General features: G+C 69.1%; 27 protein-coding genes. 14 read left to right on the top strand and 13 right to left on the bottom strand.

Going from position 1 to position 21,929, the window contains the following annotated elements; all coding sequences use genetic code 11:
- Nucleotides 1-54: 54 nt before the first annotated feature.
- The 5 genes from G6W55_RS15935 to G6W55_RS39255 all read right to left on the bottom strand — a co-directional run bounded on the left by G6W55_RS15935 (nucleotide 55) and on the right by G6W55_RS39255 (nucleotide 5,406).
- The gene (locus G6W55_RS15935) at nucleotides 55-336 is read right to left on the bottom strand and encodes a hypothetical protein (RefSeq protein ID WP_175521501.1); all 282 of its coding nucleotides are present in this window, start codon (nucleotides 334-336) and stop codon (nucleotides 55-57) included.
- A 28-nt stretch (nucleotides 337-364) separates the two neighbouring features.
- Complete coding sequence (locus G6W55_RS15930; RefSeq protein WP_175521500.1) at nucleotides 365-2,926, bottom strand: ATP-dependent Clp protease ATP-binding subunit; 2,562 nt, start codon at nucleotides 2,924-2,926, stop codon at nucleotides 365-367.
- Between the two features lie 152 nt (nucleotides 2,927-3,078).
- On the bottom strand, nucleotides 3,079-3,903 hold the full coding sequence (locus G6W55_RS15925; RefSeq protein ID WP_175521499.1) for a family 1 encapsulin nanocompartment shell protein: 825 nt from the start codon (nucleotides 3,901-3,903) through the stop codon (nucleotides 3,079-3,081).
- A complete protein-coding gene (locus tag G6W55_RS15920) occupies nucleotides 3,900-4,895 on the bottom strand; it encodes a Dyp-type peroxidase (protein WP_175521498.1) in 996 nt (331 codons plus the stop codon). The genes G6W55_RS15925 and G6W55_RS15920 overlap by 4 nt, the downstream gene beginning before the upstream one ends.
- Nucleotides 4,896-5,034: 139 nt before the next feature.
- Nucleotides 5,035-5,406 (bottom strand): NUDIX hydrolase, encoded by a 372-nt coding sequence (locus G6W55_RS39255; protein ID WP_175521497.1) that lies wholly within the window; start codon nucleotides 5,404-5,406, stop codon nucleotides 5,035-5,037.
- Nucleotides 5,407-5,582: 176 nt separating this feature from the next.
- Here G6W55_RS39255 and G6W55_RS15910 point away from each other — a divergent pair, with 176 nt between their 5' ends.
- From G6W55_RS15910 to G6W55_RS15900, 3 genes are all read left to right on the top strand, one after another.
- Nucleotides 5,583-5,948, top strand: a complete 366-nt coding sequence (locus G6W55_RS15910) for a hypothetical protein (protein WP_175521496.1) — start codon at nucleotides 5,583-5,585, stop codon at nucleotides 5,946-5,948.
- 314 nt (nucleotides 5,949-6,262) lie between these two features.
- The gene (locus G6W55_RS15905) at nucleotides 6,263-7,057 is read left to right on the top strand and encodes a hypothetical protein (protein ID WP_175521495.1); all 795 of its coding nucleotides are present in this window, start codon (nucleotides 6,263-6,265) and stop codon (nucleotides 7,055-7,057) included.
- Between the two features lie 76 nt (nucleotides 7,058-7,133).
- The gene (locus G6W55_RS15900) at nucleotides 7,134-7,796 is read left to right on the top strand and encodes a hypothetical protein (RefSeq protein WP_175521494.1); all 663 of its coding nucleotides are present in this window, start codon (nucleotides 7,134-7,136) and stop codon (nucleotides 7,794-7,796) included.
- Between the two features lie 23 nt (nucleotides 7,797-7,819).
- Here the strand turns inward: G6W55_RS15900 and G6W55_RS15895 are convergent, their stop codons facing one another.
- The 4 genes from G6W55_RS15895 to arsM form a co-directional block, all read right to left on the bottom strand.
- Nucleotides 7,820-8,332 carry a hypothetical protein gene (locus G6W55_RS15895; RefSeq protein WP_175521493.1) on the bottom strand — a complete coding sequence of 171 codons (513 nt, stop codon included), beginning with the start codon at nucleotides 8,330-8,332 and terminating at the stop codon, nucleotides 7,820-7,822.
- 89 nt (nucleotides 8,333-8,421) lie between these two features.
- A complete protein-coding gene (locus G6W55_RS15890; protein WP_303049917.1) occupies nucleotides 8,422-8,751 on the bottom strand; it encodes a DUF5958 family protein in 330 nt (109 codons plus the stop codon).
- 116 nt (nucleotides 8,752-8,867) lie between these two features.
- Nucleotides 8,868-9,038, bottom strand: coding sequence for a hypothetical protein (locus G6W55_RS15885; RefSeq protein ID WP_175521491.1), 171 nt, complete (start codon nucleotides 9,036-9,038; stop codon nucleotides 8,868-8,870).
- Nucleotides 9,039-9,057: 19 nt separating this feature from the next.
- A complete protein-coding gene (gene arsM / locus G6W55_RS15880; RefSeq protein WP_175521490.1) occupies nucleotides 9,058-9,963 on the bottom strand; it encodes an arsenite methyltransferase in 906 nt (301 codons plus the stop codon).
- Between the two features lie 113 nt (nucleotides 9,964-10,076).
- On the opposite strand from arsM, the gene G6W55_RS15875 reads away from it, so the two are divergent.
- The 4 genes from G6W55_RS15875 (at nucleotide 10,077) to G6W55_RS15860 (ending at nucleotide 13,050) form a co-directional block, all read left to right on the top strand.
- Nucleotides 10,077-10,454, top strand: a complete 378-nt coding sequence (locus tag G6W55_RS15875) for a helix-turn-helix transcriptional regulator (RefSeq protein WP_175521489.1) — start codon at nucleotides 10,077-10,079, stop codon at nucleotides 10,452-10,454.
- Complete coding sequence (locus G6W55_RS15870; RefSeq protein WP_175521488.1) at nucleotides 10,451-11,209, top strand: MIP/aquaporin family protein; 759 nt, start codon at nucleotides 10,451-10,453, stop codon at nucleotides 11,207-11,209. Before G6W55_RS15875 ends, G6W55_RS15870 begins: the two co-directional genes overlap by 4 nt.
- Nucleotides 11,202-11,621 carry an arsenate reductase ArsC gene (locus G6W55_RS15865; protein WP_175521487.1) on the top strand — a complete coding sequence of 140 codons (420 nt, stop codon included), beginning with the start codon at nucleotides 11,202-11,204 and terminating at the stop codon, nucleotides 11,619-11,621. The genes G6W55_RS15870 and G6W55_RS15865 overlap by 8 nt, the downstream gene beginning before the upstream one ends.
- A 61-nt stretch (nucleotides 11,622-11,682) precedes the next feature.
- Nucleotides 11,683-13,050 carry an MFS transporter gene (locus tag G6W55_RS15860; protein ID WP_309243725.1) on the top strand — a complete coding sequence of 456 codons (1,368 nt, stop codon included), beginning with the start codon at nucleotides 11,683-11,685 and terminating at the stop codon, nucleotides 13,048-13,050.
- Here G6W55_RS15860 and G6W55_RS15855 read toward each other — a convergent pair.
- From G6W55_RS15855 to G6W55_RS15840, 4 genes are all read right to left on the bottom strand, one after another.
- Entirely contained in the window at nucleotides 13,001-14,116 is a 1,116-nt protein-coding gene (locus G6W55_RS15855) for a MerR family transcriptional regulator (protein WP_217686985.1), read from the bottom strand. The two genes, G6W55_RS15860 and G6W55_RS15855, sit on opposite strands and share 50 nt — an antisense overlap.
- Nucleotides 14,117-14,320: 204 nt before the next feature.
- Nucleotides 14,321-14,551, bottom strand: coding sequence for a hypothetical protein (locus tag G6W55_RS15850; RefSeq protein ID WP_175521485.1), 231 nt, complete (start codon nucleotides 14,549-14,551; stop codon nucleotides 14,321-14,323).
- Between the two features lie 102 nt (nucleotides 14,552-14,653).
- Nucleotides 14,654-15,010: a hypothetical protein gene (locus G6W55_RS15845; RefSeq protein ID WP_175521484.1), complete on the bottom strand. Its 357-nt coding sequence runs from the start codon at nucleotides 15,008-15,010 to the stop codon at nucleotides 14,654-14,656.
- 6 nt (nucleotides 15,011-15,016) lie between these two features.
- Nucleotides 15,017-15,583 (bottom strand): hypothetical protein, encoded by a 567-nt coding sequence (locus G6W55_RS15840; RefSeq protein WP_175521483.1) that lies wholly within the window; start codon nucleotides 15,581-15,583, stop codon nucleotides 15,017-15,019.
- A 1,148-nt stretch (nucleotides 15,584-16,731) separates the two neighbouring features.
- Between G6W55_RS15840 and G6W55_RS15835 the strand changes: the two genes are divergently transcribed.
- From G6W55_RS15835 to G6W55_RS15800, 7 genes are all read left to right on the top strand, one after another.
- A complete protein-coding gene (locus G6W55_RS15835; RefSeq protein ID WP_244368501.1) occupies nucleotides 16,732-17,148 on the top strand; it encodes a hypothetical protein in 417 nt (138 codons plus the stop codon).
- Nucleotides 17,145-17,363 carry a transcriptional regulator gene (locus G6W55_RS15830; protein ID WP_175521481.1) on the top strand — a complete coding sequence of 73 codons (219 nt, stop codon included), beginning with the start codon at nucleotides 17,145-17,147 and terminating at the stop codon, nucleotides 17,361-17,363. Before G6W55_RS15835 ends, G6W55_RS15830 begins: the two co-directional genes overlap by 4 nt.
- A 341-nt stretch (nucleotides 17,364-17,704) precedes the next feature.
- On the top strand, nucleotides 17,705-18,079 hold the full coding sequence (locus tag G6W55_RS15825) for a dehydrogenase (RefSeq protein WP_175521480.1): 375 nt from the start codon (nucleotides 17,705-17,707) through the stop codon (nucleotides 18,077-18,079).
- A 53-nt stretch (nucleotides 18,080-18,132) separates the two neighbouring features.
- Nucleotides 18,133-19,212, top strand: coding sequence for an ester cyclase (locus tag G6W55_RS38695; RefSeq protein WP_254876278.1), 1,080 nt, complete (start codon nucleotides 18,133-18,135; stop codon nucleotides 19,210-19,212).
- A 117-nt stretch (nucleotides 19,213-19,329) separates the two neighbouring features.
- A complete protein-coding gene (locus tag G6W55_RS15810; RefSeq protein ID WP_175521479.1) occupies nucleotides 19,330-19,731 on the top strand; it encodes a nitroreductase family deazaflavin-dependent oxidoreductase in 402 nt (133 codons plus the stop codon).
- A 70-nt stretch (nucleotides 19,732-19,801) separates the two neighbouring features.
- On the top strand, nucleotides 19,802-20,380 hold the full coding sequence (locus G6W55_RS15805) for an NADPH-dependent FMN reductase (protein WP_175521478.1): 579 nt from the start codon (nucleotides 19,802-19,804) through the stop codon (nucleotides 20,378-20,380).
- Between the two features lie 125 nt (nucleotides 20,381-20,505).
- Complete coding sequence (locus G6W55_RS15800; protein WP_175521477.1) at nucleotides 20,506-21,873, top strand: cation:proton antiporter; 1,368 nt, start codon at nucleotides 20,506-20,508, stop codon at nucleotides 21,871-21,873.
- Nucleotides 21,874-21,929 lie beyond the last annotated feature (56 nt).

Genomic DNA, 21,929 nt, shown 5'->3' with positions numbered 1-21,929 from the left:
GGTCAACTCGCTCGCGGATTACCGTCGTTGAGCCGAGCGAGTGGGATTGGCTTCTCAGCCGTCGTACTCGGTCGGGGGAAACGGGTCGCGTTCCCTCCGCGGCGCGGTGCCCGACGGCAGTTCGCCCGTGTCGACCTGGCGATCGACCTCCGCCTGCGCCTCCTCGTACTGCGTGGCGGGAGACGCCGGCGCGTCCGCGGGCAGTCCGGCGGCGCGCCGCTCGTCCTCCGTACGCCGTTCCAGTTCCGTGTCGTCGGGCCGCCGGGGCATGCCGCGCCCGTGGCCGCGGTCCGGGTCTCCCTCGACCTGCCGGTTGGACTTGTGGTGGTGCACCATCGTCTTCTCCTCGCGTTCTTCTCGCGGGTCAGGAAGTGCCTGCACGTGCCGCCTCGGCAGGCGGTTGCTCGTCGTCGGAGGCCGCGGGATCCTCGTCGTCGCCGGTGTCGGGTTGCGCCGTGCGGACGGTGCAGTGGAGCGAGTCGTCCCGTACGTCGGCGACGATCGTGTCCCCCGGAACGGCCTCGCCGCTGAGCAGCAGGGAGGCGATGCGGTTGTCCAGCTCCGCCTGGATGGTGCGGCGCAGGGGACGGGCGCCGAACTCCGGCTGGTGGCCATGGGCGATGAGCAGCTTCTTCGCGGCCTCGGTGACCTCCAGCCTCATGCCCTGCGCGTGCACGCGGTGCTCGCTCCGCGCCAGCAGGTGATCCACGATCTCCGTCAGATCGTCCTCGGTGAGGGCCTGGAAGATGATGATGTCGTCGATGCGGTTGAGGAACTCGGGCAGGAACCGGCCCCGCAGATCCTCCATCAACTCGCCCTTGATCTCCGACGTGTCGCCCTCGTGCGCGAGGATGCGGTGCGCGCCGATGTTGGACGTCATGATGACGACGCAGTGCCGGAAGTCGACGGTGCGGCCCTGCGCGTCCGTGAGGCGCCCGTCGTCCAGGATCTGGAGCAGCGTGTTGAAGACATCGGGGTGGGCCTTCTCCACCTCGTCGAACAGCACCACGCTGTACGGCCGTCGGCGCACCTTCTCGGTGAGCTGCCCCGCCTCCTCGTATCCGACGTATCCGGGCGGCGCCCCGACGAGCCGGGCGACGGTGTGCTTCTCCTGGAACTCGCTCATGTCGAAGCGGACCATGCGGTCCTCGTCGCCGAACAGCAACTCGGCGAGGGTCTTGGCGAGTTCGGTCTTGCCGACACCGGTCGGGCCGAGGAAGAGGAACGATCCCACCGGCCGGTTCGGATCGCCCATGCCCGCGCGGTTGCGGCGCACCGCCTCCGACACCGCGGTGACCGCCTCGTCCTGCCCGACGATCCTGGCGTGCATCTCCTCCTCCAGCCGGAGGAGGCGTTCCTTCTCACCGGCCGTGAGCTGGGATACGGGGATGCCCGTACGCCGCGAGACGATGTCGGCGATGTCGTGCGCGGTGACGGAGACGACGCCCTCGCGGCGCTCCTCGATGCCGGCCAACTCGCCCTCCGCCTCGGCGATCTGCGCCTTGACCTCGGACGCCTTGTCGAAGTCCTCCGCGGACACCGCCTGGTCCAGCTCACGGCGCAGCTTGGCGACATGGTCCTCCCGGCTGACGACCTCGGTGGACCGGCTCGCACTGCGCAGCCGCACCCGGGCACCGGCCTGGTCCATCACGTCGATGGCCTTGTCGGGCAGGAAACGGTCGCTGATGTAGCGGTCGGACAGCTCCGCCGCGGCCGCCAACGCCCCGTCGGCGAAACGGACTTGATGATGCGCCTCGTAGGAGTCGCGCAGCCCCTCCAGAATCTGCACCGTCTGCTCGACCGTCGGCTCGGGCACCAGCACCGGCAGGAATCGGCGCTCCAACGCGGCGTCCTTCTCCACGTGCTTGCGGTATTCGTCGATGGTCGTGGCCCCCACCACGTGCAACTCACCGCGCGCGAGGGCGGGCTTGAGCATGTTGCCCGCGTCCATCGAGCCCTCACCCGTCGCGCCCGCCCCGACGACCGTGTGGAGTTCGTCGATGAACAGGACGATGTCGCCGCTCGCCTCCTTGACGTCCTCGATGACCTTCCTCAGCCGCTCCTCGAACTGTCCGCGGTACTGCGCACCGGCCACCATCCCGGACAGGTCGAGGGCGACGACACGCTTGCCCTTCAGTGTCTCGGGGACCTCCCCGGCCACGATGCGCTGGGCCAGCCCCTCCACGATGGCGGTCTTGCCGACGCCGGGTTCGCCGATGAGCACGGGGTTGTTCTTGGAGCGCCGCGAGAGGATCTCGACGGTCTGCTCGATCTCCTCCGCCCGTCCCACCACGGGGTCGAGCTTCCCCGCCTTCGCCTCTTCCGTGAGGTCCCGGCCGAACTCGTCCAGCGTCGTGGCCGGCTGCTTCGGGGCGGCGGGCAGACCGTCGGCGCGGGCCGCCTGCTCGGTCAGCCCCGCGAGCCTGGCCGGCTCCAGACCGCCGGCCTGGAGCAACCGGGCCGCGCCCGTGTCACTGTCGTCGAGCAGCGCGCCGAGGATGTGCTCGGGCCCGATGTACGACACCCCCGCCGCCTGCGAGTGCGCGTACGCGGCGGCCAGGGTGCGCTTGGCCGCCGGGGTGAGCCCGGGCTCGGCCGACGGCATGCTCGACTCCTGGGGCAGGACCTTGGCGATCCGGATCGCGAGACTGTCCGGATCGACGCCCGCCTGGGCGAGGAGCCGTCGGGCGGGGTCGACCTTGGTGGCGGCCCAGAGCAGATGCTCCGTGTCGAGATCGGACGTCCCGTCCTCGGCGGCCCGCTGCGCGGCCAGACTGAGAAGTTCCTGCGACGCATCGGTCAACAGCCGCCCGATGGGCACGCGTTGCACCGCGGGTGGCGACGAGGCGGGCGACATACCGAAGAAGCGATTCAACATTTCGCTGAACGGATCGGACGAACCAAAGCCGAACGATGACATCGACATGGCAACTCCCGGTGCGCGATGTTTCCCTCCAGCCAATCGCGACCCCTGCCGTGTCGCAAGCAGTCATCCAATGCGCGCCACGAAACAAGGAGTTCAGCGCATATCTTCGGTCTGGGCGACAACAAAGTCTGTGTGCCGGCACAAAGAGATGTTCAGGAACTGCCGGTGCTGAGGGCCACCACGGCCTCGTCGGTGTACGTGAGAAATGTCAGCGTCTGGTGGAAGTACAGCTCGATCTCGGTCGCGTCGTGCGCCGTGTAGCCGATCGCCAGATCCTCACCGAGCCGCAGCTCGAAATCCCCGCCGCGGGTGGAGAGAAGAAAGGCCCCTTCGAGCGCGGGCGCCCAGATCGGATCCCCGTCCAGCATCCGGCTCAGGTGCGCGGCGATGGGGTAACCGTGGTCGGAGGTCTCACTGACCGCCGTATAGACGTCGGCGCCCAGCAGCAGCGCGTACGGCCCCTGCACACCGGCCAGCCGCAGTGCCGTCAGGGCCCGGCTGACGGCGTCAGGGGTCTCGCGGGGCTCGGCGGGCAGGCTGATCACCGGATTGGAGGTGCGCCCGCGCAGCCCGTCGATGTGCGCCGCCGCGTACCCGTCGAAGACGGCCCGGTCCTCGGCGAAGGCCATGGCGCGCGCCGCGTCCTTCACCGGCTGCCAGTCGGAGTCCTGCGCGCCGCGCTCCACGTCGTCGACTGCGGCACGGGTCACCTTGAACGGCACCCGGAACTCCACCAGGGGCTGCACATCACGGAGTTGGGCGGTCACGCCCGGCGCGGGGGCCTCGATCGAGGAGCGATGCCCGGTACCCACCGCGGCCAGCTCGGGCCCGTCGGGTCCGGTGACGTCCACGACGCGCCGGCCCGCCAGGTTGCGCCGGAACGTCCGACGCGCCTCGTCCTCGATCTCGGCCCACGCCTTGGGCGTGACGGGAGCGAGTTCGCGGTGCAGGTTGCTGATGCCATGGGGCGTGCTCATGCTCGGACTCCTTTGAGACTGCCGATCCCCAGCGAACCGTCGCCCGCCGCTGCCCCCGGAGCGCCGGGCAGGTCGGGCAGGTCGTCCAGGAAGTCGGCGGTCGGAACGTAGAACAGGCTGCCGGTGACGGCGGTCGAGAAGTCGAGAATCCGGTCGTGCAGCCCCGGACGCGTCCCGAGGAACATGTTGCGCAGCATCTGCTCGATCACGTCCGGACTGCTCGAATAGCCGATGAAATACGTGCCGAACTCCGCCTGCCCCACCCTGCCGAACGGCATGTTGTCGCGCACGATCTTCAGCTCGTTGCCGTCCTCGTCGGTGATGGTGTTCACGGCGACATGGGAATCCTCGGGCTTGACCTCGTCGCTCAGCTCGACATTGTCCAGTTTGCGGCGCCCGATCACCAGGTCCTGCTGATCCGGCGGAAGCGCGTTCCAGGAATTCATGTCGTGCAGGTACTTCTGCACCGTCACATAACTCCCGCCGGCGAACTCGGGATCCTCGTCGCCGACGAACACGGAATCGGCCGCGAGCTGCCCCTCGGGGTTCTCACTGCCGTCCACGAAGCCGAGCAGATCCCGCTCGTCGAAGTACTTGAACCCATGCACCTCGTCCACCACGACGACGGCCCCCGCCAGCCGCTCCGCGACCACGCGGACCATCTCGAAGCAGAGATCCATACGACGGGCCCGCACATGGAAGAGCAGGTCACCGGGGGTCGACGGAGCCCGATGCCGTTCGCCGTCCAATTCGACGAACGGATGCAGCCCCCGCGGCCGAGGCCCACCGAACAGCCGGTCCCAGGCAGCCGAGCCGATACCGACGACACACGTGAGCTGATCGTCCGGTGCACGGAAGGCCACGGACCGCCGGATCCCCGCGACGTCCTCGAGCAGCCCGCGAACCGTGTCCTCCCCTCCGGGCAGCACCGTGACCACGAGAAACACGGCGGCCTTGGCCGGTGTGGCGAGCACGGGTTGAGACTCGACCACGGGAGTCAGTCCTCCTCATCCATCACACAGGCGGGGGCGTCGGAGCGTCGGAGCGTCTCCACCAATCCTGCGGTACGCGGGCGCGCATCGCTCGGCTTCCATCCGTTCACGACGCCCTTCGGCGCCGGGAACCGCGCCCTCACGCGGGCATGTGCCCCCGCAGATAGCTCCGCACCGCCACCGGCACATCGGCATGGCCGACGGCCTCCGCGAGCGGCACCCAGCGAACCTGCGCCCGCGCAAGGCTGCCGCTCCCTGACGGCGACTCGCTCAACAGTTGGCACACCACGGCCGGCGTTCCGCCGACCGGGGACGCCAGCGTCTGGGAGCCGTCCACGAGATACCCGGTCAGCTCGTACACGGCACGCGCCGCGGACGCCGCCGCGGTCTCGCCGGCCTCCGGAACGCCCGCGGGCAACCCCCAACGGTCGGGCTGCGCCACGAGCAGCACCCGCCCGTCGTACACCACCACCGCCCGCACCACGCCCCCGGCACATTGCCCCACCGCCACGGCACACCTCTCCCCGGATCGCCAACAGCCGACTGCCCTTTCCTTCCGACCGAGTGTGTTCCGCGAGAACCCGGCGCCGTACCCGTCTCGGCGAATTCTCCAACGGCCTTTATGCGCGGCAACAACCAGCACACACGACACAGGCGGACGGCAGACCCCTGTGCCACGCTGGATTCATGACTCCCGCCCACACGACAGGCCCCGGCGGAACCACCCTGTACTACGGAGACCTGAACACCCCGCACGTACTCCAGGTCTTCCTCGAACTACGCGACCGAGCCAGCCGCACCATGTCCGAAACCCTCCTGCACACCTTCCGCCAGGCCGCCGACGAAGGAAAGCTGGTCGTCAAGTTCCACTTCGCCGCGGCGATCGACGACACGGTGGGCGGCATCGGCTCGCAGCGCGGCGTGAGCGCGCTCGCGGCGCAGCCGTTCCCGCCTGTCGATGACAGATTCTCCGACACGTCGGAGCTGCTTTTTTCGCAGGCAGGGAAGGTGGATGGGCTGAGGTCTGCGGAATTCGACAAAGGTCACGGATAACGTGCACCTGAATTGGGCGGGTGAGGCGGTGGGGCCTTTTCGTCATTCGGGGTGATGGGGACGCCGGTGTTGTGGTACGACGGGGAGGTGATTCCCGTGGTCAATGCGGACGGAGAATCCCTGGACCTGAATCCGCAGGAATTCCTGTCTGAACTCCAGAAATAGCGGACCAACCGGCCCTGCGCCCTGCTCGAGGCCGGGTCTCCTGCTGCCTCCGGTGCATGCGCGCGTTGTCGTGGACATCCCCTGTAGTCTCAACGAGCATTGATCGACTTCGGCTGATCGACCTCATGATCGGCGTACGAGGGGGAACCATGAACGACACTGTGCGTTCCGGGCGAAGAGCCGGCTGGGCAGCGGCGGGAGGGGCGGTGGCCCTGGTGCTGCTGACGGCGACAGGCGCCCATGCCGAGGGGCGGGGTGACGTCCGGGCGGTGTCGACCGTCGTCAACGGCGGAGCGAACGTCACGGTCGGCACGGCGAAGAAGGTGACCTTCCCGATCGCCATCACCGTCAAGGACAACTCGGGCGTGAAGGGGCTCACGAGCGTCAGTACCTTCAACCGCTCCAACGCTTACGGCTTCTTCGACTGGACGGGCACGACGTGCAAGAAGAAGACGTCGACCACATCGGTGTGCACGGCGACCATGTCGGTGGATCCTGCGTGGATCGCGGCCAGTGACGACATCGACTCCAACAAGGTGGCCGGGCTCTGGACGGTGAACGCCACCGTCAAGGCGAACGACGGGGACTACTGGATCCACGACGCCATCGCCGCGTACAAGGTGAAGCGGGCCTCGAAACTGACGACGGACGCAGCCCCCGAGCCGGTCGCCAAGGGCGCGAAGCTCACGATCACCGGCAAGCTGTCCCGCGCGAACTGGGAGACCTTGAAGTACCAGGGATTCGCCGGGCAGACCGTCAAGCTCCAGTACCGCAAGGCCGGCAGCGCCCACTACAGCACGGTCAAGACCGTGAGGACGGGCAGCTCCGGTCAGCTCAGCACCAAGGTGACCGTCACGTCGGCGGGCAGTTGGCGCTACTACTTCCCCGGAACGACGACGACGGCCCGGATCGTGTCCGTCGGCGATGCAGTGGTCCTGAAGTAGCCATGCTGAGCGAGGGAACACGGACGCCGTTGATGCCCCGCAACGGTAGTCATGTCTGTGTATGGGGAGGCACTTGATGGGCGCTCGTTCGTTCATGCTGGCGACTCGGATACCGATGTCGCGCAACGGCTTCGACGAGTGGCTGCGTACGCCTTTGCCGGGCCTGGACATCATCGAGAACCCGTCCGCGATGTACACGGGGTGGGCCGTCGACGGCGCTCACCCCGACTGGGACCTGACCGAGACTGCCGCCCACTACCCGCGGGCAGCGGCCGGGATCCGCGCCGACCGGACGAAATCTCCCCTACACCTGCTCGCCCCTCGCGCCACCCAGGGATTCAACCTCCTCCGCCACCGTGAAGAGGCACTGGAGGTCTATCTGTACGACTACCACGGCGAGGAGACCAGCACCCAGACCGACCTGCTGATGCTGGCCGGCGCGGGCCGCTTTGCGCAGCCTGGAACCGAGGCGCCAGTCCTGTACTGGGGCGGTGACATCTACCCCGGCCTCCCGCTTCCCGGCGACGCACCCCTCGCCGTCATGCTCGTCACCGACACCCGAGCCCGCTTCGTGGACACCTACCCGCTCGACGCCCTGATCACGGAACTGACGCCCATAGAGGCCGACTTCCTCGCGGCAACCGACTACGGCGATGACGAAGCGCCCGCTCAACCGTCCCTCGATCTACTCGACGCCGCCCTCCGCGTGCACCCGGTACCGGGTTCTCGTACCCGCTAAGGTCTCCCGTCGGCCCAGACCAGTCAGGGCAGCAATTCGCGGGTCTCGATCCAGAGGAGAAGCAGATCACGCGTCGGACCGGGCCGCAGATGTCCGACGAGCCGCTCCAGGTGCGCTGTCAGGTTCTTGTAGCGCCGTAGCTCGCGGATCTGCTCGATGGGAAGCTCAATCCAGTTGCCGGCAGAGGCCGCCGCATCCAATGGCGAAAGCCTCAGCGTGGCGAGCGTGTCGGCCCCCAACGCATCGGGACTCCAGGCCGAGTTGTCGTCGTCGGGACCGAGGTATTCGATGACCCAGGTCCGCAGCGCGAATTCCTGCCGGAGTTCTCGCGTCGATCCCTCAACGCCCCTGTGGAGCATGCGCCTGTTCGCCAGCAGCGACAGTTCAGCCCAGCGCCGACGTGCGTCGTAAGACCGGTTGGAGTCGTAGGCGTGTTGCTGAGCAACGACGCGGACAGATTCGAGCTGTGACCAGTCGTTCGTGCCTGCGGTGAGACCCTGGAGGCGTTCGAACGGCCATGTACTCAGGTCAGGCACGGGTTCCCTCCGGTGTGACCGTAGAGCGATGATGCGGTGAGGCGTACGAAGAGCAGCGGGTCCGGAGCCGAAGCGGGCCATGGCCAGCCCTAGGGGTGCTCCGTTTCCGCCGTCAGGTTGTGCCATGCATGTCCGCAGGTGCCTTTGCAGTACGTCTTGCGGCGGCGCGTGTCGGCAACGGTGAACACGGAGACGAGGACACGGAACGCGTTCACGTGTTCGTCGGCGGGGAGGCTCGCGAACCCGTAGCGGGGCGGGTCCATGCAGATCATCACCGAGGGGTTGGCCGTGGGCTTCACACCGGACTTCGCCACGCCCGCCCGGCCGTCCGCAGGAGTGATGTGTGCCTGCATCGCATAACCGGAGACCTCCTGAAAAGTACCTCCTGCCGACGTGCCGGGGCGAGGCCGGAGAACCAGGCCGTACCGGTATCCAACGTGCGGAGCCCCTGGGCGACCTCATTGACGACCCGCTCGATTTCCTGCCGGAAGGTGTGGCCGCGGTCGCTGCTCGTTTCGGTCATCGCTTGATGGTTTCACGAGGCCGAGTGCGGGGCGTAGTCGATTTCCGCCCCACCGACTTGCGCCATCTCATCGAGCTCGGGCTCAGTCCACGGTCGCGCTCCCGCACGCTTCAGCAGCTTGCCGATCGCGACGAAGTCGGCGCGGACCATCGAGGTGTAGTCGTCCTCGGCATCGACAGGCACGCCGAAGACCATGGCGACGTCAGCTCTGGCAGGCGCACACGGCGGTGCTCTTGGCCTCGCTCACCGTGGTGGCCGGGGCCGTCGCCTGCTCGGCCGAGGTGCAGCAGGCGGTGACGCCGCAGCAGGCATCGTCCGCGGCAGGCGTCGTAAGGGTGTCCGTCCCGGTCGCCGTCGTGGGCTTGGCGGCGTGGATGATGGCGGAGTGCATGCCGTCGGCGACCGCGTGGGTCGGGGTGATCTCGACGTCCGTGAAGCCGGCCGCCTCCAGCCCCGCGCGGTATTCGGCGAAGGAGAGGGCACCGGCGATGCAGCCGACGTAGTCGCCGCGTTCGGCCCGCTGGTCCGTGGTGAGGGTGTCGTCGGCGACGACGTCCGAGACGCCGAACCGTCCGCCGGGCTTCAGCACGCGGTAGGTCTCGGCGAAGACGGCGGCCTTGTCGGTGGACAGGTTGATGACGCAGTTGGAGATGACGACGTCCACGGTGCTCGCGGGGAGCGGGATCGCCTCGATGGTGCCCTTGAGGAACTCCACGTTGGTGGCGCCGGCCTTCGCCGCGTTGGCGAGGGCCAGGGCGAGCATCTCGTCGGTCATGTCCAGCCCGTACGCCTTGCCGGTGGGCCCGACACGTCGGGCCGAGAGCAGGGCGTCGATACCGCCTCCGGAGCCCAGGTCGAGGACGACCTCGCCCGCACGCAGGTCCGCGACGGCCGTGGGGTTGCCGCAGCCGAGCGACGCGGCGACGGCCTCGGCCGGGAGGGCGGCACGGTCGTCGGCGGCGTAGAGCGTGGAGCCGAAGTTGGCGTCGTCCTCGACCGGCTCGGGCCCGCAACAGGCGCTGCTGCCCTCGGCGACCTTCACGGCTGCCGCCGCGTACCGCCGGCGAACGGTCTCACGCAGGTCGGTGGTGGTGTTCGGCTCGTTCATGTCCTGCTCACTCCCAAGTCCACGGGGCACGGCGGGCCTCCGGAACGGCGGCCTGCATCGACATCCATCGATGCAACCTTGCGCCTTGATTCGAAAAACGTCAACATAGAGGCATGCCGAAACAAGAGCTCGAGGTGATCGGCCAGGACACCGCCTGCTGCCCCGGCCTGTCCGCCGCGCCCCTGGACGAGACCCAGGCCGCCGACCTCGCGAAGGTCTTCAAGGCCCTGGGCGACCCGGTCCGGCTGCGGCTGATGTCGATGATCGCCTCGCGTGGCCCGGGCGGTGAGGTGTGCGTGTGCGAGCTGACGCCTGCCTTCGAACTGTCCCAGCCGACGATCTCCCACCACCTCAAGCTTCTGCGCCAGGCAGGGCTGATCGACTGCGAGCGCCGCGGCACCTGGGTCTACTACTGGGTGCTGCCCGGCGTACTCGACCGACTTGCCGCGTTCCTGACCACCTCCACGCAGCCCGCCAGAGCCGACGCGTGAACTCCACCCTCGGCCGTCGCGCCGCCGCCGAGGCGATCGGCACCGCACTGCTGGTGGCGGTCGTGGTCGGCTCCGGAATCCAAGCCACCGAGTTGACCCACGACACCGGCGTGCAACTCCTCGCCAACTCCCTCGCCACGGTCTTCGGCCTGGGCGTGCTCATCCTGCTGCTTGGGCCCGTGTCCGGTGCGCACTTCAACCCGGTCGTGACGCTCGCTGCCTGGTTCAACGGCCGCCGCGATCCGTACGGCGGCCTGGCCCTGCGGGACGTCGCCGCGTACGTGCCCGCCCAGACCGCGGGTGCGATCGGCGGTGCGGTGCTGGCCGATGCGATGTTCGCCGAGCCGCTGGTCAGGCTCTCCACCCACGACCGGTCCGCGAACCACCTGCTCCTGGGCGAGGTCGTCGCCACGGCAGGGCTGATCCTCCTGATCTTCGGCCTTGCCCGGACCGGCCGCGCCGCGCTCGCCCCCGTCGCGGTGGCCGCCTACATCGGGGCCGCGTACTGGTTCACCTCGTCCACGTCCTTCGCGAATCCGGCGGTGACCATCGGCCGGGCGTTCACCGACACGTTCGCCGGCATCGCCCCCGCATCCGTCGCCCCGTTCATCGCGGCCCAGGTGCTGGGAGCCGTGCTCGGGCTGGGAGCCGTCGCTGTGATCTACGGCCGTGCTGCTCCGGTCCCGGTCGGTGAACCGTCACCTGCCGTCCCCTCACCGATCCGTACTCCCGAGAAGGCCGTTGATCATGAGTAGTTCTCCCGCCGCTTCGCGTCCCTCGGTGCTGTTCGTCTGCGTCCACAACGCCGGCCGCTCCCAGATGGCCGCCGCCTTCCTCACCCACCTCGCCGGCGACCGCGTCGAGGTCCGCTCGGCCGGCTCGGCGCCCGCGGACAGCGTCAACTCGGCTGTCGTAGAGGCCATGAAGGAGGTGGGCATCGACATCACCGCCGAGACTCCGAAGATCCTCACGGTCGAGGCGGTCCAGGCATCCGACGTGGTCATCACCATGGGGTGCGGGGACACATGCCCGGTGTTCCCGGGCAAGCGGTACCTCGACTGGCAGCTCGACGACCCGGCCGGGCAGGGGGTCGAGGCCGTACGCCCCATCCGCGACGAGATCGAGAGTCGCGTCAGGGCGCTGATCTCCCAACTGATCCCTCACTGACGGTGCGGGCCTTCTCTCCCTGGCCTGGGTAGCTCTGCCCCGAGTGGGGGAGGGGACGGCTGTGCCTGGGAAGAGGAGTCGATGGGGAGCGCTGACGCAGCGGGACTTTCGCCTGCTGTGGATCGGTGAGACGGCGAGCGGTCTGGGCAACGGGATCACCACGATCGCGCTGCCTCTCGTGGCCGTACTGGCATTGCGGGCCAGCTCCTTGGAGGTAGGACTCCTTGCGGCCGCGGTGTGGCTCCCGTGGCTGCTCGTCGGATTGCCCGCCGGAGCCTGGGTCGACAGGCTGCCGAAGCGCCGCGTCATGATCGTCTGCAACCTGGTGTCCGCGGCAATGTATGTCAGCGTGCCCATCGCGGACTGGCTGGAGTGGCTGACGATCACTCACCTGTTCGTCACAGCGCTGGCCTGCGGCACCTCAGCGGTGTTCTTCAACACGGCCTGCCACGCATACGTGCCGACCGTCCTGCCGAGGGAAGACCTCGCCGACGGGAACGCGAAGCTACAGGTCAGTGAGGCCGGAACGCGTGTGCTGGGCAGAAGCGTGGCCGGCTTCGTCGCTGAAGTCCTTGGCGTTGCGGTCGGATTGTTGTTGGACGCACTGACTTTCCTCCTTTCCACCGTGTGCTTGCTCGGCATCCGGACGCCGGAGGAGAGGCCCCCACGTCAGACACGTGCGGCCAAGCATCTCGTGGGGGAGATCGCGGTGGGCCTGCGTTTCCTCAGGCGTGATCCCTACCTGCGGCCCATCGTGATCTACGGCGCCACACTCAACTTCCTGCTGATGGGCTACCAGGCGGTTCAGGTCATCTTCCTGGTCCGCACCATCGACGTCAGTACCGGTGCGGTTGGTCTGCTGGTCATGTGCGCCAGTCTCGGAGGGACTCTGGGCGCCCTGATGGCCACATGGCTGTGCCGAGGCTTGGGCACAGGGCGCGCCTTGGTGTTCACGCAGGCGCTGGCGTGCCCCTTCGCCCTCCTGCTGCCGCTGACCACGCCCAGGGTCGGCCTGCTGTTGTTCGGTACCGGTGCGCTTCTCCTCGGTGTGGGCGTCGCTGTGGGCAATGTCGTGGTCGGCACATTTCGCCAGAGCTACTGCCCTACGTACCTGCTGGGGCGCGTCTCGTCCGCCGCCATGGCCGCCAACCAAGGCGCCATCGCCGTCGGATCTGCCCTCGGAGGGGTGCTCGGGTCAGTCATCGGTATTCGCCCGACGATGTGGGTCATGACGGTTCCGCTGGCCTTCACGTGGCTTCTTCTGGTGTTCAGCCCCGTTGCGAAGACCAGGGAACTTCCCACTGCTCAAGCACGTGACCTGTGTATGGAGGGCGAATGCAGGATCGGTGACCGTGACCGTGACCGTGACCGGTGTCCGGTCAGGCGATCAGTAGACGCAGGCCGAGATCCGCTGTGTCGAGGTGGGTGAGGTCGCCGTTACGCTCGGCCCAGCGGCCGGAGTCGAGGTCGGCGGTGAGGTTGTGCACCGCCCGTTGCTCGGCCTGGGTTCCGACGCGCGCCCACACGGACATCGCGCGGCGCACATGGTCCTGTAGATACGCGCTCGGTCGACGCCAGTACGCCTCGAACAGGCCGTCCGCGCAGTCCCACGGGATCGGCACCGGCTCGGCGCGGGCGCCGATCGCGTCGGACATCGCGGCGAGCGAGGGGAAGTCGGCGAGGACGGCGGCGAACTCGGGCAAGTAGTCGCGGGTGAGCCAGAACCGGTCCCGCCATTCGGGCTCGTCGGTGTCGAAGGTGAGCACCACCGTGCGCCGGGCCACGCGCCTCATCTCGCGCAGCCCCGCGATCGGGTCCTCCCAGTGGTGGACGGTGGAGACGGCCATCGCGACGTCGAAGGAGTGGTCCTCGAACGGCAGGCTCTCCGCGGCGGCGGCCACACACGGCGCGGCGTCGGCAGGTCGCTGCGCCCGCATGACTGCCGAGGGTTCAACGGCGGTCACCTCGCGGTCCGTGGGCTCGTAGGAACCGGTGCCGGCGCCGACGTTCAGGACTGTCTGTGCGTCGCCGAGCGCGTCCATGATCTGTGCGGCAATGTGTGGGTCGGTGCGCCGCGTGGCGGTGTAGGCGCCGCCGATCGTGTCGTACAGCCTGGCCCCGAGCATTTCCAGTTGCTCCTGCGGTGTCACCTTCAACCCCCTGGCCCGTGCGTCGAGTTCCCTGTCGATGGCCGTCACCATGGCGTCGGTGCGGTGACGTCGTTCCAGCAGCAGGCCGCGCAGCCGGCGCAGGTGCGCCACCGCGTCGGTGGACGGGTCGCCCACCAGTTGTGCCACCTCCCGCAGCCCGAAGCCGAGTCGCCGGTAGGCGAGTACCTCCCTGAGCCGCTCCACGTCGTCGGCCGAGTAGGCCCGGTAGCCGGCCGGGGTCCGCGCCGACGGACACACGAGTCCGATCTCGTCGTAGTGATGCAACGTGCGCACGCTCACTCCGGCCAGCTCGGCCACGCGTCCCACTGTCCAGTGATCCTCCATGACAACGAGGGTGCGGCCTCACGCCACGTGAGGGTCAAGAGTGCTGAGAGGTTGATTCAGAGGGGGAGGGCTCGCAGGGATACTCGAAGCTGCCGTGTAGAAGCCCGGTCGGCAGCCGGGGTACCTCCCGAGTCGGGCCCTCCTTGATGAGAGGCGGAGCTTTACCCCGCTCAGGACGGGGGCGGGATGAAGGCGGCGGCCCCCTCAACTCCCCCCACCCCGCGGATACGCCTGCACGATGTACGCCCAGCGAGCCGCACCCACCGCCAGGAACAGGACGGCCGGTGTCAGCCACCAGCGGCTCAGGGTGTGGCGGCGTATGGGGAAGAGGGCGACGATGAATGTGAGGGTGGCGAGGGTGATCAGGAGGGCCGACGTGAACTCGATGGCCGTCAGGGTCGATTCGTCCCAGGTGCCTTGGGGGTGGATCGTCAACGCCCCACGGGCCTCGTGGCAGGGCGGTCACTTCAGGGCGCTCCTCGCGTCGTCCAGGTTTCTGTCGAAGCCACGGCCGTAGCCCTGAGCCTTGTCATCCTGTCAGTAGGGGCCGCCGCTGTAGCGGGCGGGGAGTTCCTGGCGTTGTTCGCGCGTCATCTGGTCCGCCGGTACGTCGGCGAAGCCGCTCTCCTCCTTGAGCATGGCCAGGTACTCGGAGGCGATGAAGATGTTCTGCCCGGGGTCCTGGAGCGCGGCCTCGATGGTGTCCCGCTGTCCGTCCGTGAGGTTCGCCGGGTCGTACCCCAGGACCTCCGCGGCCCGTCGCACCTGGATGGCGATGGGGCCGAAGGGTGTCTCGTCGGGCGAACCGCCCAGCCGCGAGGGCAGGTTCTCCGGGGTGTCGGGCAGCCAGCCGTCCTCGGCGAGACTGCGGAGGGTGTCGACACCGTCGTCCATCCAGCCCTACTGGCCGCCCACCTCCTGCCAGGCGATGCCCGCGACCATGTCGGGCGGCAGGCCGGAACGTTCCGCCGCCGCGATGATGATCTCCTTGTTCGCCGCGATCCACTCGCCGCGCTCCTCGGCGCTCCTCGGTACGGCCCAGTAGGCGTCGGTGGCCTCCGGCAGCCCGGTCAGGCACATCCGGATGTCCGCGAGCGACGCCGACACGTCATCCTTCCCGACCGCCTTGGTGAACTCCGCCTTGGACCCGCTACCGGGGAGATGCGTGAGCGGATCCCGGGCGGCCTCGGCGGCCTCCGCCCGCAGCGCGGGGATGGCGTCGATCAGGCTCTTGGCGTCGACGAAGTCACCGCCGCGGAAGTCGGGGAGGGCCTTGTAGGCGGCGTCCAGCGCCGTCGTGCACGCGTCCCGTGCCTCGCCCTCCACCGTCTTGGCGCGGTGGTACGCCGCACTGGCCTGGTCGTGGGCGTGGTTCGCGTCGTCCTTGATGCCGTCGATGTCCACGGTGAGTTCGGCGGCCCAGTCCAGGAAACCGGTCGTGCCCCGCAGGTCCTCCCACTGGCGCATGGGTCCCGCCTCCTGCGCCTCGCGGGTCACGGCGGCCGCGACCTGGGATATGAGGTCGGCAAGCGTTCATCATGCCTCCGGCCACCTCGCCGTCGTAGGTGACGAAGGTGCCGTTCGCGTCCCTGAGCCGCGTGGACAACGCGGCGAGCAGGGACGTCACGTCCTGCCGGCCCCGCGGACCCACCGGTCCCGGCCCCGCCCACGCCTCCAGCGACCGTCGCCACGGCATTCGCGCGATACGTGGATACGGCCCCGCCCGGCTCGGCCGGCCTGTCCTGCCGGGGTCCCGTCTACGACGAATGCGGGAGACGGACCCTCGGCGTATGCCTGGGTCTCCGTCCTCCGGCCAGGGAAACGGGCACGGGATTCCGGACTCCGAACACTCGTGATCGCCGACCGGCCATGCGTGATCGACAACCGGAGAATCCGAGCTAGACGGATGCTCGACCAATTGCTTGTCAGGCTCCGTGAGTTCGTGTATGGCGCCGCCGTGTCTGCGCCGAGGGCGCGCGGAACGCTCCGACGCGAACAGAAATGCTCCCGTAGTCGTCCGTTTTCTTTCGGGCACTACGGTCCGGTGGCCAGTAGTAGTCCCCCAGGGGTTGTTTTTCGGCTGTTCCCGGACCAGGAGCGGCCGTGGCCTCCGTCCGGGGAAGCGCACGATCGAATCGGCCCGGTGCGGTGCCGTTGGGGGGTGTGCACGCTGCTCGTCCGCCGTCCCTACGGCGGGTTCCGTGTTCGGATCAGGGTTTCCCCGCTCGCCGGACGGTGCGCGGCGACCACTGTCACGGATCAGCGCATCGGACCGGAGTGACCGACCACGCCCCGCGTTCCCGGCCCGCTCCGAGTCCCGTTCTCCGGCCCAGGCCCCTGCTCGGCACCAACGGCACCAAGGGTGCCCCGAGGCCGTCACGCACGGACACCACAGGAAGGATTCGAGGAGTCAGATGCACATGCGCCCCAAACCTTCTGCCGGCCATATGGGCCGGGACTGCGCGGCACTCTGCGGGAGCCACTGCCGGACGTGCGTCGAGAGGCTGAGGAAAGAACTGCTCACCCTGCTCGGGCTGTACCGCGAGAGCGATCACGCGTTGACCCCGAGTCGGGCCCGGATGCGGGAACGGGTCGCCGGGAGCAGATCCGTCGGCATGAAACTCGACGAACGGACCGTCGAGATGCGTACGGAGACCACCGACGTACTGGCCTCATGGGCGCGGCTGGTCGTCGAGGAGCGCGGCGCGAAGGGGCCGCGCGGCCGCGACGTCGCGTCCCTGGTCTCCTTCCTCTGCCAGGAGATGGACTGGATCGCCGGCCACCCCGCGGCGGTGTCGTTCGACGAGGAGGTGCGCCAACTGCTCCAGCGGCTGAGCGCGTTGTTCGGTCCGGCCCCGGTACGCGGAATGCCGCTCGGGGAGTGCGTCGAGCCCGAGTGCACGGGCACGCTGCTGGCCGTGACGCGTGGCGCGGGCGGGTCGCCCGGCCAGGTCTCGTGCGACGCCGGGCACGTGCTTCCGCCTCGCCAGTGGCTGATGGTGGCGGGGCAGCGGGCGAGGTGGTCGCAGTGACGACCCCGAACCCGAAGCGCCGTACCGTCTCCACCGAGTTGGCCGCACTGGCCATGGGCGTCAGCGAGGCGACGATCCGCAAGTGGGCCTCCCGGGGCAAGATCACCCGCTACGGGCGGAAGCAGCGCGCCGAGTACGATCTCGACGAACTGCTCGCCCTGAGGGAGGACGAAGCGCCGATGCCGACCGGTGGACGGCAGACGCCGGACTTATGACGGCCCGACCGACTTCTCGCCGGACCTCTCCGACCGACTTCTTGCCGGACCTCTCCGACCGGCCTCTCGACGGACCTCTCGATCGACCGCCTCAGCGCCGCCGCTGACCTGCGGTGACGGCAATTCAGGGAGCGCAGGAGCCGTACAACATAAGTGGGTTGACGGTTCAGGAGATTGAGTGTCACACTTCTTCCGGCGGCTCCACGCCCTGATGGCCCCACCGCTTCCAGAGCGGCCGGGCGGGGTGTGACGGCGGCCCCAGCTCTCTCCAGAATCCGTGTCCGGCCCCGCGCCGGACGCGGATTCTTTTTTGTCCGCAGCCGACAGAGGAAGTGTGGTCGATGCCTGATTCTCCCGGTTCACCCGTCGGACGTTGGGCCGGCACGGTCACCCACGACGGCGAGGTGGACGAGTACACCGTCACCTTCGCCGAGGACGGTTCGCTCGTCGTCGTCACGCAGAAAAGCACGGGTGCCGGCTCCTGGACCCGGGCCGGTGACGAGGCGTTCACGTTCTTCCTGCGGGAGGACTTCAACACCGACGTCACCCAGATCAGCCCCACCGGCTTCCGGGCCGCCTACATCAAGATAGACATCGAGGCCCGGCTGGAGGGCGACGGCAAGTTCACCGGCAAGGGCAAGGCCGTCGTGCACGGCCCCGATGACACGGTGATCTATGCGACGGACGCCGAGACCGACGCGCATCGGGTGCCGTGACCGTGACTCCGGAGGCAGGCCGCCTCGGTGAACTCGTCGCTGCGGTAGCTCGGTTGACCGACATCGCTGCCTTGAACAACCTGATCGACCGCTATCTCGCCGGCCTGGACGAAGGACTCACCCCAGAGGGAACCGGCTCCGGTTTCGACGAGGCGTGGGCGGTCTCCCTGTTCACCGAGGACGTGGACCTCCTCTTCCCGGTGGGCAGTCACCGCGGCCTGCCCGGCGCCGACGGTTTCCTGCGGGAGATCATGGAGCGCTGGAGCCGTACGCACCACCACGGCTCCCTCGCCTCGATCGAGCCGGACGGCGATCGCGCCGCGGTGAGCTGGAGCCTGATCGCCTCGCACGTGCACTTCGGCTCGCCCGAACCGCCGCGCCCCTCCGCGTACTTCCAGATCGGCGGACGGTTCACCGGCGTCGCGCGGCGTACGGCGGACGGCTGGCGTTTCGCGCGGCTGCGGCTTCGGATCGTCTGGAGCACCGGGTCGCCGCCCGGCGGCGTGACCGAGGTCGACGTTCGCTCCCTCCAGGCTCATGAGGCCTCGGCGTCGAGGCCCTCGATCCCCGCCACTGAGACGTCGTCGTGGCGCCGTCAACTCCCTCAGTGGCGCCATCAACTCCTTCCGTTGCCACACGAGTCAAGAGGAGAATCCGTCATGCCCACCACGCTCACGCCCGAGCAGCAGCGCGAGGTCGTCGAGAAGGTCTTCCACGAGGGCCTGGACCTCGGTGACCTCACGGCCGCCGACCGCTATCTCACCGAGGACTTCCGCAACCACGGCAGCCACGACGACTCGATGCGGGGTCCGGAGGCGTTCAAGCACACGATCCGGATCCAGCAGTCCGCGTTCAGCGAGATCAAGTACGAGATCCTCGACTTCATCTCGCAGGGCGACCGGGCCGCGATCCGCTGGGTGATGCACGGCAAGCACACGGGCCCCTTCATCGGCATCCAGCCGACCGGTCTCCAGGTCCAGCATCAGGCCATCATCTGGTTCCGTTTCGAGGGCGACAGGATCGCCGAACGCTGGGGGATCGTGGACAACTTCACGCTGGAGCGCTTCCTGAGGTCCGGCGGCAGGCCGGTCGGCCCGCTGGCACCCAAGTCCGGTGCGCCGCAGGGCGCCTGACGAGACGTCGGAAAGGTCGATGGGGGGAGGGCGGTTCCCAGGTGGAGGAGCCGCCCTCCCCCTTCCTTTCCGGCCGCGACTCGGCATCCCGTAACGGCGTTGAAAGAGGAGGCAGTTGTGCCGATCAACCGACGCGTCGCCCGCTTCAACAAGGCGGTCGCCAACCACTTCGTGGGGCCCGTGCTGAGCCGGATGCCCGGCTTCGGCAGGGTCCACCACCGCGGCCGCAAGTCCGGGCGCGCCTTCAGCACCCCGGTCAAGCTGTTCCGCCGCGGCGACGACATCGTCATCACCCTGCCGTACGGCCCGGGGTCCGACTGGGTCAAGAACGTGCTGGCCGCCGGGGGTTGCGAGATCACCACGCGGGGCCGGCGGATCCAGGTGACCGACCCGGTGATCTTCACCGACGACGGTATGACGAAGATGCCCGCGCTGACCCGCCGGATTCTCTCCCGGGTCGACGCCACCCAGTTCCTCGCCCTCACCCCCGTCGCCGCGCGCTCCGCGGCGGCGGGCTGAGGCCCCCGTGGACTCCCCTGCGGCCCGGCGGCACCCGGCGGTGCCGCACCCGGCGGTACCCCATACGGCGGTGCCCACCCCCGCGCCGGTCAAGGTGACGGTTATCGTCGCCTCGGCCCGCCACGGCCGCCTGGCGCCGGACGTCTCCGGCTGGTTCACCGCGCTGGCCGCGCTCCGCGACGACCTGGTCCTGGACACCGTCGACGTGGCGGACCACGAACTGCCCGGCAGCCTCGCTGCGTTGCACCCCGTAGCGGTGGCGCTGCGCCCCCGGCTGGCCGCCGCCGACGCGTTCGTCCTGATCGTCCCCGAGTACAACCGCAGTGTCCCCGGCCCGCTCAAGACCCTGATCGACAGCTTCCAGTCCGAGTGGGAGGCCAAGCCCGTCGGCTTCGTCGGCTACGGACTGTCGCTGACCGGGGGAGTGCGCGCGGTGGAGCATCTGCGGCAGATCTACGCCGAGTTCCACGCGGTCGGCATGAAGGACGCGGTGCTCTTCCCGCGCGTGCTCGAACACTACGACGCCCAGGGCCGGTTCCCCGCCGAGCCCGAGGGCGCCGAGGCCGCGGCCAAGCTCATGCTCGACCAACTGCTCTGGTGGGCGCTGGCCCTGCGCGACGCCAAGTCCGTACGCCCGTACGGCGTCTGAGACCCCCGTCGCGCCCCCGCCCCGCCACGCTCCGCCGCGCCCCCCCGCCGGGCAGCCATGTCCCGCCCACCACATCGCGCACCCCACTGAGACCCCCGAGCCCCCGAATTCCCTCTGGAGTACCGATGGCCATCGCCGCTGCCGCTGCCGCCGCGACCGATCCCCTCCCCGATCTCCTGATCGCCGTCCCGGCGGTGATCCTTCTCTGTGCGCTGGGCGCGCGCCTGGTGCGCCGTGCCGGCCAGCCGGCCGTGGTGGGCGAGATAGCCGTCGGCCTGCTGCTCGGCCCCTCGTTCCTGGGGTGGCTGTGGCCCGGTGCGCAGGAGTGGCTCCTGCCGGCGTCCTGTCTGCCGTACCTGGGCCTGCTCGGCAACCTGGGGCTGCTCATCTTCATGTTCCTCGTCGGGCAGGAGCTGCGGATCGGCTCCCTGCGCGCGCAGAGCAGCACGGCGGCGGCGGTCTCGATGACGAGCATCGCGCTGCCGCTGGGCCTCGGCACGCTCCTGGCCCTCGGGATGTACGACTCGTTCGCGCCCGAGGGCGTGGAGCGGCTGCCGTTCGTCCTGTTCATCGCGGTGGCCATGAGCATCACCGCGTTCCCGGTGATGGCGCGGATCCTGGTGGACCGGGGCATGTACCGGACGCCGGTGGGCGTGCTCGCGCTGGCCTGCGCGGCCTTCGACGACGTGACCGCCTGGTGTCTGCTGGCGGCGGTGGTCGCCGTGTCGTCGGCCGGCTCGCCGATGGAGGCGGTCACCACCGCGCTGTCCGCCGTCGGCTTCGCCTTCTTCATGGTCGCGGTGGTGCGTCCCGTGCTGGCCCGGCTGACCGCCCGCGCCGAGCGGGTGTCCACCGACGGCATGGTCCTGGTGCTGCTCTTCAGCGGGCTGTGCCTGAGCGCCCTGGCCACGGACCTGATCGGTGTGCACGCGCTGTTCGGGGCCTTCCTGTTCGGTGCGGTGACGCCGCGCGGCAGCCGGGTCGTCGAGGTGCAGACGTCCCGGCTGCGGGCTTTCGCCGTGCCGGTGCTGCTTCCGCTGTTCTTCGTCACCACCGGTCTGCGCGCGGACGTCGGTCTGCTGGCCGCGGACCCGGTGCAGTGGCTGTGGGCCGGTGCGGTCCTCGTGGTGGCCGTGCTGGCGAAGTGGGGCGGCGGGACCGGGGCGGCGCGGCTCGCCGGCCGGTCCTGGCGGGACGCGATGTCGATCGGCGCGCTGATGAACTGCCGCGGGCTGACCGAGCTGATCGTGCTGAACGTCGGCCTCGGCCTCGGCGTGATCGGCCAGGACCTGTTCACGATCCTCGTCCTGATGGCGCTGATCACCACCGCGGCCACCTCGCCGGCGCTCGACCGCATTCGCAAGGGGATGCCCGAGGAGGCCCTGGAGGGGGAGGAAGGGCAGGTCGGCGAGCCGGTGGACGGGGAGTGGCGGCCGGACGGCGTGCAGGGCACCGTCGGCGCCCGGGCCGGGGGAGCGCGTCCGGCGCCGTAGAGAGCTTGGATCTCTGATGATTGGTAGCTTGATAGTTAGGCAGGTTGACGATACTG

This window comes from Streptomyces sp. CAI-85, from assembly GCF_013363615.1.
GTDB lineage: Bacteria > Actinomycetota > Actinomycetes > Streptomycetales > Streptomycetaceae > Streptomyces > Streptomyces antibioticus_B.
The sequence above is the reverse complement of the archived record's forward strand: the minus strand, read 5'-3'. Positions and strand labels throughout refer to the sequence as shown.

Bases quoted from the DNA above. Each gene is read 5' to 3' on its own strand.
- G6W55_RS15935 (WP_175521501.1), bottom strand. From the start codon at position 336: ATGGTGCACCACCACAAGTCCAACCGGCAGGTCGAGGGAGACCCGGAC.
- G6W55_RS15930 (WP_175521500.1), bottom strand. From the start codon at position 2,926: ATGTCGATGTCATCGTTCGGCTTTGGTTCGTCCGATCCGTTCAGCGAA.
- G6W55_RS15925 (WP_175521499.1), bottom strand. From the start codon at position 3,903: ATGAGCACGCCCCATGGCATCAGCAACCTGCACCGCGAACTCGCTCCC.
- G6W55_RS15910 (WP_175521496.1), top strand. From the start codon at position 5,583: ATGACTCCCGCCCACACGACAGGCCCCGGCGGAACCACCCTGTACTAC.
- G6W55_RS15905 (WP_175521495.1), top strand. From the start codon at position 6,263: ATGAACGACACTGTGCGTTCCGGGCGAAGAGCCGGCTGGGCAGCGGCG.
- G6W55_RS15900 (WP_175521494.1), top strand. From the start codon at position 7,134: ATGGGCGCTCGTTCGTTCATGCTGGCGACTCGGATACCGATGTCGCGC.
- arsM (WP_175521490.1), bottom strand. From the start codon at position 9,963: ATGAACGAGCCGAACACCACCACCGACCTGCGTGAGACCGTTCGCCGG.
- G6W55_RS15875 (WP_175521489.1), top strand. From the start codon at position 10,077: ATGCCGAAACAAGAGCTCGAGGTGATCGGCCAGGACACCGCCTGCTGC.
- G6W55_RS15865 (WP_175521487.1), top strand. From the start codon at position 11,202: ATGAGTAGTTCTCCCGCCGCTTCGCGTCCCTCGGTGCTGTTCGTCTGC.
- G6W55_RS15855 (WP_217686985.1), bottom strand. From the start codon at position 14,116: ATGGAGGATCACTGGACAGTGGGACGCGTGGCCGAGCTGGCCGGAGTG.
- G6W55_RS15845 (WP_175521484.1), bottom strand. From the start codon at position 15,010: ATGGACGACGGTGTCGACACCCTCCGCAGTCTCGCCGAGGACGGCTGG.
- G6W55_RS15840 (WP_175521483.1), bottom strand. From the start codon at position 15,583: ATGCGCCAGTGGGAGGACCTGCGGGGCACGACCGGTTTCCTGGACTGG.
- G6W55_RS15835 (WP_244368501.1), top strand. From the start codon at position 16,732: ATGAAACTCGACGAACGGACCGTCGAGATGCGTACGGAGACCACCGAC.
- G6W55_RS15825 (WP_175521480.1), top strand. From the start codon at position 17,705: ATGCCTGATTCTCCCGGTTCACCCGTCGGACGTTGGGCCGGCACGGTC.
- G6W55_RS15800 (WP_175521477.1), top strand. From the start codon at position 20,506: ATGGCCATCGCCGCTGCCGCTGCCGCCGCGACCGATCCCCTCCCCGAT.